Below are 10642 nucleotides of genomic sequence, written 5' to 3'. Positions count from 1 at the left end.
ATTCTCCTGAACTTAACCCGATTGAACAATATTGGGCTACTCTCAAAAACAAGGTTCGGAATCTACTCAGAGCTGGAAAGTCTGTATATGAAAGTTTAGAATACTGTTTATAAACTAAACGACTATAACACTAAAAACTGCTGAACACATCCTTGTCCAGCAGTTTATTTGTATGATTAGTGGGTATCGCCATTCCAGATAGAATTTTTCACGATGACATAGTCTACATGTTTCAAGCTAGAAATATCTTTCCCACCTGCGTACGAAATAGAACTTTGTAAGTCTTGCTCCATTTCAATCAGAGTATCTTTTAAATGACCTTTGACTGGTAGAAGAATTTTCTTCCCCTCTACATTTTTATAAGCACCTTTTTGGTATTCGGACGCAGAACCGTAATATTCCTTAAATTGCTCACCATCTATTTCAATCGTTTTTCCCGGGCTTTCAACATGGCCTGCAAAAAGCGAACCGATCATGACCATACTTGCTCCAAAGCGAATGGATTTGGCGATGTCACCATGGGTACGAATACCACCGTCTGCAATAATCGGCTTACGTGCAGCTTTAGCGCACCAACGCAGGGCAGCTAACTGCCAACCACCTGTTCCAAAACCAGTTTTCACCTTAGTGATGCAGACCTTTCCTGGACCAATACCAATCTTGGTTGCATCTGCTCCTGCATTTTCTAGCTCACGAACAGCTTCCGGTGTTCCAACATTTCCAGCGATTACAAAGGTTTCTGGCAACTCTTTTTTAATATGCCGAATCATTTGAATCACACTATCCGCATGACCATGGGCAATATCAATGGTGATATATTCAGGTGCATCATCTTTCAACTGGGTCACAAAATCATACTCATAATCTTTCACTCCAACCGAGATAGATGCAATCAAGCCTTGTGCGTGCATACGCTTGATAAAAGGAATTCTCCCTGCTTCATCAAACCGATGCATGATGTAAAAATAACCATCGTGTGCTAATTGCTCTGCAACATTTTCATCAATAATGGTCTGCATATTAGCAGGTACAACAGGTAACTTAAATGTATAGTTTCCCAATGTCACCCGCGTTTCCGCCTCTGAGCGGCTCTTGATGATACATTTGTTGGGAATCAGTTGAATATCTTCGTAGTCAAAAATAGGGAATTCGTTCAGCATTTAGCTCTCCTTTAAGATAATGACCTACCTATGCTCTTTTGCATCGCTACACCTTTCACGGCGCTTCCGTCATCTATTATACAGGATTGTTTGGATTTTGTCTATTTCAAAAGATTGTATTCTTTTAATGTTCGTTATTTATAATAAAATGCGAATATTTACGTTATATCATTCGGTTTTTATTTTGTTTTCAATACAAAAATACGAATCTAGTGACTGCGATAAATAGAATTTGCTCTACCGCTCAGATTAGCAAGGAACTAGCAGCTTGAACAAAGATTTGCCAAACTCAGTAGCCGTCAACCAAAAAGGAACTAATCAAATTCATAGAGCTGGGGATAGTTGGCACACTCTGGACTCTTGGGATGGCAAACCTCACGTCCAAAATAAATCATAGCCTGGTGAGCCTTGAGCCACAATTCTGGCGGTAAAACCTCCATAACACGCTTTTCCGTCTCTAATGGTGTCGCCGATTTTTTGACAATATCATGATGCTTGCAGATTCGACCTACATGGGTATCAACTGCAAAGGCTGGAATACCAAAACCAACGCTCATCACTACATTAGCGGTTTTACGCCCTACTCCTGATAGAGCTTCCAATTCTTCTCTAGTCTTTGGCACCTCCCCACCATGCTGACTAAGTAACTGCTGGGCGCACTCCTTTAGGAATTTGGCTTTATTGCGATACAGTCCCAGTCTTGAAATATAGCCTGCAATTTCAGACTCACTGGCTGCTGCCATCTTCTCTGGGCTTGGTAGTGCCTCAAAAAGAGCTGGAGTTACCTTGTTGACTGCCGCATCTGTTGTTTGTGCAGATAACATAACCGCTACCAACAATTCAAAATGGTTCCGAAAATCTAGACTAGGCTTAGCATCAGGATAGAGGGCAATAATTTCTTCAATTACTTTTCTTGCACGTTTTTTTGATAATACCATATATTCTCACTTCTTTTTCTGTTTTTCGCTATCTACTATTATAGCACAGGGCTAGAATAAATGGCAAAAGTGTGAACGAGAGAATAGACCAACAAAATCTCATTTTAAAATCCTGTATTCGCAAGTGAAACGCTTTAACTCAGAACATCCCTGCATTCAGTCTAGCCTATAATTAAAGCTAGTTATAATATTTTAGTTTACTTTGAATACTAGGCAAGGAGCTGCAGGCTGTACTAGAAGTACGGCAAAGCGAGTGAACGAAGTAATAAAAGATAAACGAAATGACTATAAAAGCAAAATGGAAGACTGTATACACGGGACCGATAGCATAAAACGAAAGTGCTGAACGATGAATACAGGCTCCTAATTGAGAATATAAGTATGAAGATGCTGCTTTCATACCCTTATATCTTAGCTGATGAGATACAGGTGAAACTCCTTATAAAAACAGATACCGCCGTTACTGCTTACAGGTTGCAAAGCAATGCTCTCTTATACAGCTCCCTTTGGGTATAGGTTTCTCACTGACAAAATATAGCTGGAGTAACCTTCTCACCTATTGGTCCCAGTAGGCATCTGATTGTTGCTATCACAACAATCTCGTTGCCTTTGTAGGGGTCTCACGACGAAGTTGCTGGCAACCTGTTCAGCCGCTTGCCGGTAGATAGCTGGCAAGTTCCCTGCACTTTGTTTGGGACTCACCTAGCTAGCCTCGTCGGGGTCTCACGACGAAGTTGCTTGCAACTTCTGTTCGGCCGCTTGCCGGTAGATAGCTGGCAAGTCCCTGCACTTCCGTTTGGGACTCACCTAGCTAGCCTCGTCGGGGTCTCACGACGAAGTTGCTTGCAACTTCTGTTCGGCCGCCTATTTTTACCGTAGCTGTTGCAGGCTGTGCCTGCTTTACAGATATGGAAGAAACTATCCAGCGGAGAGTTTCTTAGACACAGGGTACATGCGCTTTTTACGCTCTCGTATCTTGTGAAATTGAACTCGAGCTAAAAGCTTGGAAAAAAGATAGACTTCCTTGTGTTTTTCGAACACTGCGTCAGTCTCCTATTTTTCATGCGCTTTTTACGCTCTCGTATCTTGTGAAATTGAATGCGCCCTAAACTCTGGGCGAAAAAGAAACGAAGCCGTTGCGAGGTTTACTTGCTTACGGATACTTTTAGGAAGTAGGATGAAAACCTCCACTGGAGCTTTTCACTCATCAAATTTCCTATTTTCGCTTTGAGTTTTTACGGGCTTATATCTTGGGGAATTGAACGCGCCCTAAACTCTTCGTAAAAAAGAGAAGCCTTTGCTAGACGAAACGTCTGCGCAAAGTTTCCTATTTTTACCTTGAGTTTTTACGGGCTTATATCTTGGAGAATTGAACGCGCCCTAAACTCTTCGTAAAAAAGAGAAGCCTTTGCTAGACGAAACGTCTGCGCAAAGTTTCCTATTTTTACCTTGAGTTTTTACGGGCTTATATCTTGGGGAAAGTCACTGTCATGGTTGTCCCCTGATCTACATCACTATCTACCTCAATGCTTGCGCTATGGACCTGTAAGGCATACTTGACAATAGATAAGCCTAGGCCTGTCCCACCCACCTGCTTGGAGCGGCTCTTATCTGCTCGATAAAATCGTTCAAAAATACGTTCCTTATCCGCAGCAGCAATTCCCAAACCTGTATCGGCTACCTGAAAGACAATACTATCCTGTTTTTGTGATAGTTCAACGGTCACCCGTCCATTTTCTTTGTTGTATTTGATCGCATTGTCACAGAGGTTATAGATAATAGATTGCAAGAGGGCTGGATTTCCTTTATAGTGAACGGTATCGGCTTTTACGGTTAAGGTAAGACCCTTTTGTTTTATTTTTTCGTTTAATCCAGTCAATACCTGCTCTGTAAGGTTCGTCATATTTACAACTTCTTTATGGATTTTTCCTCCCTCATCCAGCTGGGCTAATTGTAAAATATCTTCCACCAGCTGAATCATTCGTCTGGTCTCCTGATGTATTTTCATAGAAAATAATTGAACGCTTTCTGGAGAAGTAAGACCTGACTGAAGCATTTCAGAGTAACCAAACAAAATATGTAAAGGGGTTCGTAGTTCATGAGAAACTGTTGCTGTAAATTCTCTTCGAAGTTTGTCCAGATAGTACTGCTCTGTCACATCAAAGAAGAGAAGAACCGCACCTGTCTGCTCTGCTTCTGCCCAAACAGGACGGACGAGAACCTTTCTCTGTCTTTCTTCAATCTCAAAAATTTTCTCTGCTTTTTGACCAGCTAACCCCTCTTCTAAGAGTTCTCTAAGACCTAGATGACGAGAAAATGCTGGAACGATTTGACCAATATTCGACCGATCTAATCCCAAGAGTTGTCCTGCTGCACCATTGTACGAAACTAAGTAGCCTCCCTTATCGACAATGACTATCCCCTCTTTCATTTTTGAAATAATGGTGTCAAATTCTTTCCTTTTTTGTTGGAGCAAGCTTTCTTTTTCTGCCAGTTGCGTCTGGTGCTGTTCCAAGCGATTCAGCAAGGGAGAAAGTTCAATATAGACATCATTTTCAAACGGATTTTCAAGATTTACTGTTTCAAGCGGTTCCAGGAGTTTTTTAGAAATTTTCTTGGCAATCAACAGCGAGCTCAAACTGGAAAGGATAAAAAGTAACCCCATCCAAGGAGTCAACTGTCCCAGTAAAACCCAAATCGTTTGTTGGGATAGGGACAAACGAAGCACTGTTCCATCTGCTAGTCGTTGAGCTGAGTAAAATAGGCGCTGAGTAAGGGTGTCTGATTCCCTGATACTTTGACCAAAGCCTATCTCCTGAGCTTCTCTTACTTCCTCACGATCAGCGTGATTGTCCAGCTGAACCACTAATTTCTCCGAATCATAGAGAACATCCCCATCAGGAGCAATCCATGTGATTCGTAATTCCTTGCTATCGAGGTTCTCTAAATAACGAAAGCCCTCTTGCTCTACTGCTTGAGCAATTAAATTAGTCTGGATACTCAGTTGCTCCAACTGTAATTCAGAAAAATAGTGAAAGAGATACCCTAAGATAAGAAGGACAGTCCCAAGAAAAATCCCCATGGTAGATAGGAAAATGGCCTGAAAGATTTTCTTAGTCATTTCCGACCTCCAAGAGATAACCGACCCCTCTAACCGTTTTAATATAGTCAGCTACGCCCCCTAATTTTTGGCGTAGGGTTCCAATGTGGACGTCTACTGTCCGAGTTTCCCCCAGAAAATCCTGTCCCCATACCTTATCCAAAAGTTCTTGCCTAGTAAATACTCTTTGGGGAGCTCGAACTAGTAATTTCAGCAATTCAAATTCTTTTAAAGTCAGTTCTAACTTCTTCCCCTCTATGACTACCCGATGTCGTGCCAAATCTAGCTCAATTACTCCATATTGCAATCGTTCTTTCTTTTCCGTTTTTTTGACACGGCGAAGAACCGCCTTGATACGCGAAATCATTTCCATCATCCCAAAAGGCTTGACCAAGTAATCATCTGCCCCTAAATCTAGACTTTGAACCTTATCAAATTCTGTCCCTTTAGCGGTTGCCATTATTACTGGCACATGACTGGTCGCTGAATTTTTCTGTAATTCTGCCAGGATCGATATCCCATCCTGACCAGGCATCATCACATCTAAGATGATAAGATCTGGCAATGTCTCTTTCAATTCTTTCCAAAAACCAGTTGCTTCTGAAAAACCTTTAGCCTCAAAACCAGCGGTTTTAAGGCTATAAAGCATTAGTTCTCGGATGGCATCATCATCTTCTACACAGTAGATCATTCGTTTCACCCTTCTAGTTGACCTGTGATTGCAAACTGGACCCACTTGGCAATATTTACCGCATGGTCTCCAATTCTCTCCAAATATTTTGCAATCATCAGTAAGTCAATAGCCTGATCTCCATTAGCAGACTGTTTTCCTAAATAACAGGCCAGTTTTTCTTTTATTGTACCAAAATATTGATCAATTGTATCATCTTTTGCTATGATTTCCTGTGCTAGTGTACCACTTTCTTTGACAAAAGCATCTAAACTTCCAACCACCATCTGGCTAACCTGGTCTGCCATTTTCTTAACCAAGGGAATTTCATCCACTAAATGAATGGTATTCTGGCTGATTAGATCTGCTACTTCTGATGACTGAGCACCAATTCTCTTCATGTCATAAACCATTTTTAATGCTGCAGAGATTGTCCGTAAATCACGAGCAACCGGTTGTTGACGTAAGAGCAATTTCAGACAGCGAGCCTCAATATCTCGTTCCAACTCTTCCATCTGCTGATAGGTTTGCTGGATCAATTCCTCATCCAAGCAGTCTAACCCCGTTAACCCCTCAGCAGAACGGGCAATAATTTCTTCACACAAGCCTCCCATATACATCATATCTTTCTGCAAGGCTTCTAGCTGACTTTCAAAACGTGAGCGCATTAACCGAACCTCCCTGTAATATAATCTTCTGTACGTGGATCTTTAGGCATACTAAACAGTTGACTGGTCTTATCATATTCAACCACTTCTCCTAACAAGAAGAAAGCAGTCTGGTCTGATACCCGCAAGGCTTGTTGCATATTGTGGGTCACCATGATGATTGTGTAGTCCCTTTTTAACTCCAGAACCAATTCCTCAATTTTAGATGTCGAGATTGGGTCCAAAGCAGAGGTCGGTTCATCCATCAGCAAAACTTCTGGTTCAATCGCCAAAGCTCTCGCAATACAAAGACGCTGCTGCTGTCCCCCTGATAAACCGAGCGCTGACTTATTTAGACGATCCTTGACTTCATCCCAAATAGCCGCCTGCCTAAGGGAACGCTCTACTATTTGATCTAACTCCAATTTTTTGTGAATTCCATGCGTACGTGGCCCATAGGCAACATTATCATAAATACTCATGGGAAATGGATTGGGTTTTTGGAATACCATCCCTACTTTTTTTCGCAGAACAGTCGTCTTCATCTCTTGATAGATATCTTCCTGATCCAACAGGACTTGCCCTTTTATGTGACAATCCTTGACCAAATCATTCATTCTATTCAAACTTTTTAGCAGAGTGGATTTCCCACAACCAGAAGGACCAATAAAAGCAGTGATATGATTGCTGGGGATTTCCAGATTGATCTGTTTCAAAGCATGAAAATCTCCGTAGTGTAGATTCAAATTCTGAATACTAAATTTACTCATGTTTATTTCTTCCTAATTTTAATGCAATCCATTCGGATAAAAGGTTCATAACAATAACAAGAAGCAGGAGAATCACTGCCGTAGCATAAGTTTGATTGATATAGATCCCCTCTCCCGAAATCAAATACATATGTACAGCTAACGTTCTTCCCGAATTCGTTAAACTGGTTGCTACTTCTGCTACAGTACCAGCTGTAAAGATAAGGGCCGCTGACTCTCCGATTACACGCCCCAAGGCAAGAACAACTCCAGAAAAAATTCCTGGTAAAGCTGACGGTAATACTACTTGAAAGATTGTCCGTAATTTTCCGGCTCCAAGAGCAAAACTCCCCTCACGGTATCCCTCTTCGACAGATAGCAAGGCCTCTTCTGTCGTCCGCATAATCAAGGGTAATATCATGATACTTAGCGTAGATGCCCCTGCCGTCATTGAGAGTCCCATATGGAGAAATTTCACAAAGAACAAGGCTCCAAATAAGCCGTAAACAATAGAGGGAATTCCTGATAGAGTTTCTGTTGCCAGACGTACAATCGTTACCAAAAAATTGTCTGCACTAGCATATTCCGTTAGGTAAATGGAAGCACCTATCCCAATTGGAAGTGCAATTATGAGGGATAATACTGCCATCAAAACAGTATTTAACAAGGCAGGTAGCATGGAAACATTTGTACTAGAATAAGTCCATGAAAACAAGTCCAAATTTAGATAGGGCAGGCCTTTTAATAGAATATAGACGACAATAAAACTCGTTGCTAGTCCGGCCAAGCCCGCTGATAGATAGACTATCCACCTCAAAAAGAAAGACAAATGGTCACGATTCGATTCTTTTTTAAAAAATGACACGATGGCTACTCCTTTTTATACATCATATAGAAGGTCGTATTAATCATTAGTATGAAGATAAAGAGAACAACTGCTGTTCCTATAAGAGCTTCTCGGTGCAAGTCTGTTGAATACCCCATCTCCATTACAATATTGGTTGTAAGTGTTCGTACGCCGGAAGTTAATGAAGTAGGTATCAAGGCCTGATTACCTGCTACCATGATGACAGCCATCGTTTCTCCCATCGCTCTTCCCAATCCTAAAATGACACTGGCCAAGATTCCTCTTTTTGCTGCTGGCAGAACGATGAAAAAAATACTACGCTCATGGGAAGCTCCTAGAGCCAAGCCACCTTGATAATAAGTTTCCGGAACTGCTCGCAAAGCAGCTTCTGACACACTAATAATGGTAGGTAAAATCATGATACCGAGCAAGATAGAGGCTGTTAGAACCCCCATTCCATGACCACCCATATAATTTCGTACAAAAGGCACAAGAACAACCAGGCCAAAGAATCCATATACGACAGATGGAATTCCTGCCATCAAGCTCACTGCTTTCTTAAAGAAAGGATACCACTTTTCTTTACAAAAAAAGGCTAAATATAGAGAGGTTAAAATCCCAACTGGAACCCCAATTAGCAAGGCTCCTAAGGTCACATAGATAGAGCCGATAATCATCGGTAAAATACCAAATATATGATTTGACGGTCTCCATTCCAAACCTAAAAGGAAATTGCCCCAACCAATTTCCTGAATAGCTGGCAAACCTGCCGAAAAGAGGAAAATACAAATAAAAATAACGGATAAAACGGAAAGGCAGGCAGTCATAAAAAAGACTGCTTGCATTCCGGCTTCTCTAAATTGGCGCATGAAATTCCCCTTATTTTGAAATATAGGCTGACCATTGCCCCTCTTTACCAGTATAGATATCCTGAACATCTTGAACGGTGAGTCCAGATAACGGATTGTCTTTATGGACAATAAGTGCAATTCCATCCATTGCAATGGCTGTTGCAGATGCACCTTTTGACTTTTCAGAATCTTTCAATTCACGCGAAGCCATTCCGATATCAGCACTTCCTTCAATAGCACTCGTTACTCCCGTTGAAGAGTCGCTTTGCTGAATTTCTACTGTCACTCCAGCATTGGCTGTCTGATAGGCTTCTTTCAGTTTTTCCATAACAGGGTTAACAGAACTTGATCCAGCAACAACGACCTTTCCAGAACTCACTTTTGATTGATAGGCTGAGTTTGCCTCTACAGAAATAAAACCTGTTTTTTCAACAATAGCCTGTCCATCTGTGCTGAGAATAAAGGAGATAAAGTCTTGTGCGGCTTCGCTGCTTTCTCCTTTTGTCACAATGTTGAAAGGACGTGCAATTTTATATTGACCTGATGTAATGCTTTCTACACTTGGTGCTACGCCATCAATCTCTAATGTCTTACTGGTCCCATCCAAAGCACCTAATGAAGCATAACCGATAGCACTACTATCACCAGCAACTGTCGTCAACATCACCGCAGTTGAGTTCGTCACAATCGCTTGTGGGGTTGTGTTATCTTTTTTATTCCCGTCTGCATCCTTACTTTCGACACCAAATAGCTCAATAAAGGCACCACGAGTTCCTGACCCCTCTTCTCGAGACACAACGGTGATAGGCTGCTCAGCTATGTTAGCCTCTTTCTGACCACAGGCTGTTAAAAAACCTAGACAAGCAAAACTAATGGCTGCAATTTTTGTAAAATGATTAGACATACTATCATCCACTCCTTTATCTTTATACCTCCATCTTACAGGTTTATTATCAAATTCTTTCCCTGTTTTTTGTAAAGTTTTTGTAAAATCGCTTCTAACTATTCTCAAGCAATACCAGGTTTTGGAGCTTTTTAAATAGTTGGACCAGGCCATAGAATAGCTTGCCCTCACCTACACCAGTATCATTATCAACAAAGAAAAAGACTGCCAGGGACGACCTAGTAGTCTGATATAACTTTTTTATCATAGCAGAGGGAGTTTTTGCATTCTGTTGATTGTCGTATAAATACGATTAAATTCACTAAGACAGTAATGATAAGCCTTTATGCTATCAGAATAAGTCTATTTTCTATGCATTGCATTCTTACCTAGCACATTTCTTAAGCTTCTTTCAATTTATTCAAAAATCAAGCTAACAATAAATCCCTTGTCTTTCCTAATTACATAAAAAGTGTCAACGGCTGCAACAGGCTATATCTTCTTTTATAGTCGTTTAGTTTATAAACAGTATTCTAAACTTTCATATACAGACTTTCCAGCTCTGAGTAGATTCCGAACCTTGTTTTTGAGAGTAGCCCAATATTGTTCAATCGGGTTGAGTTCAGGAGAATAGGGAGGTAATGGAAGAAAATAATGTCCCTTGGCTATAGCAAGCTTATCCAATTTCGCTTTAGGATGGAAGCTGGCATTGTCCATTACAATAAGATGTGGCTCTGACAAAGAGGGTAAGAGCTGGTTATCAAACCATTTGGTAAAAAAGCGCTCGTCATACTTTC

Annotated in this window: 10 protein-coding genes; all 10 read right to left on the bottom strand. The window is 41.1% G+C overall.

The annotated features are described in order from the left end of the window. Positions 1-176 precede the first annotated feature (176 nt). Positions 177-1160, bottom strand: coding sequence for a GMP reductase (gene guaC / locus E4T79_RS10220; RefSeq protein ID WP_135029984.1), 984 nt, complete (start codon positions 1158-1160; stop codon positions 177-179). A gap of 314 nt (positions 1161-1474) precedes the next feature. Beyond that, the gene (nth, locus tag E4T79_RS10215) at positions 1475-2098 is read right to left on the bottom strand and encodes an endonuclease III (RefSeq protein ID WP_135029982.1); all 624 of its coding nucleotides are present in this window, start codon (positions 2096-2098) and stop codon (positions 1475-1477) included. A 1465-nt stretch (positions 2099-3563) separates the two neighbouring features. Continuing rightward, the gene (locus tag E4T79_RS10210; protein WP_135029979.1) at positions 3564-5219 is read right to left on the bottom strand and encodes an ATP-binding protein; all 1656 of its coding nucleotides are present in this window, start codon (positions 5217-5219) and stop codon (positions 3564-3566) included. Further along, the gene (locus E4T79_RS10205; protein WP_135029986.1) at positions 5212-5889 is read right to left on the bottom strand and encodes a winged helix-turn-helix domain-containing protein; all 678 of its coding nucleotides are present in this window, start codon (positions 5887-5889) and stop codon (positions 5212-5214) included. The genes E4T79_RS10210 and E4T79_RS10205 overlap by 8 nt, the downstream gene beginning before the upstream one ends. A gap of 5 nt (positions 5890-5894) precedes the next feature. Next, positions 5895-6536: a phosphate signaling complex protein PhoU gene (phoU, locus tag E4T79_RS10200; protein ID WP_135029977.1), complete on the bottom strand. Its 642-nt coding sequence runs from the start codon at positions 6534-6536 to the stop codon at positions 5895-5897. Then, positions 6536-7285 (bottom strand): phosphate ABC transporter ATP-binding protein PstB, encoded by a 750-nt coding sequence (gene pstB, locus E4T79_RS10195; protein WP_135029975.1) that lies wholly within the window; start codon positions 7283-7285, stop codon positions 6536-6538. The genes phoU and pstB overlap by 1 nt, the downstream gene beginning before the upstream one ends. Further along, positions 7278-8129 (bottom strand): phosphate ABC transporter permease PstA, encoded by an 852-nt coding sequence (pstA, locus tag E4T79_RS10190; RefSeq protein WP_209304553.1) that lies wholly within the window; start codon positions 8127-8129, stop codon positions 7278-7280. Before pstA ends, pstB begins: the two co-directional genes overlap by 8 nt. Before the next feature lie 5 nt (positions 8130-8134). After that, positions 8135-8980, bottom strand: a complete 846-nt coding sequence (gene pstC / locus E4T79_RS10185; RefSeq protein ID WP_135029971.1) for a phosphate ABC transporter permease subunit PstC — start codon at positions 8978-8980, stop codon at positions 8135-8137. Positions 8981-8990: 10 nt separating this feature from the next. Continuing rightward, positions 8991-9866, bottom strand: coding sequence for a substrate-binding domain-containing protein (locus E4T79_RS10180; RefSeq protein ID WP_135029969.1), 876 nt, complete (start codon positions 9864-9866; stop codon positions 8991-8993). A 498-nt stretch (positions 9867-10364) separates the two neighbouring features. After that, the coding region (locus E4T79_RS10175; protein WP_194183818.1) for a transposase at positions 10365-10642 on the bottom strand (278 nt) is incomplete at its 5' end.

This window comes from Streptococcus sp. LYSM12 (assembly GCF_004569635.1).
Taxonomy (GTDB): Bacteria; Bacillota; Bacilli; order Lactobacillales; family Streptococcaceae; genus Streptococcus.
This window is presented reverse-complemented; position numbering and strand designations above follow the sequence as displayed.

Excerpts from the sequence above, each read along its gene's own strand:
- guaC (WP_135029984.1), bottom strand. The coding sequence starts at position 1,160 with ATGCTGAACGAATTCCCTATTTTTGACTACGAAGATATTCAACTGATT.
- nth (WP_135029982.1), bottom strand. The coding sequence starts at position 2,098 with ATGGTATTATCAAAAAAACGTGCAAGAAAAGTAATTGAAGAAATTATT.
- E4T79_RS10210 (WP_135029979.1), bottom strand. The coding sequence starts at position 5,219 with ATGACTAAGAAAATCTTTCAGGCCATTTTCCTATCTACCATGGGGATT.
- E4T79_RS10205 (WP_135029986.1), bottom strand. The coding sequence starts at position 5,889 with ATGATCTACTGTGTAGAAGATGATGATGCCATCCGAGAACTAATGCTT.
- phoU (WP_135029977.1), bottom strand. The coding sequence starts at position 6,536 with ATGCGCTCACGTTTTGAAAGTCAGCTAGAAGCCTTGCAGAAAGATATG.
- pstB (WP_135029975.1), bottom strand. The coding sequence starts at position 7,285 with ATGAGTAAATTTAGTATTCAGAATTTGAATCTACACTACGGAGATTTT.
- pstC (WP_135029971.1), bottom strand. The coding sequence starts at position 8,980 with ATGCGCCAATTTAGAGAAGCCGGAATGCAAGCAGTCTTTTTTATGACT.
- E4T79_RS10180 (WP_135029969.1), bottom strand. The coding sequence starts at position 9,866 with ATGTCTAATCATTTTACAAAAATTGCAGCCATTAGTTTTGCTTGTCTA.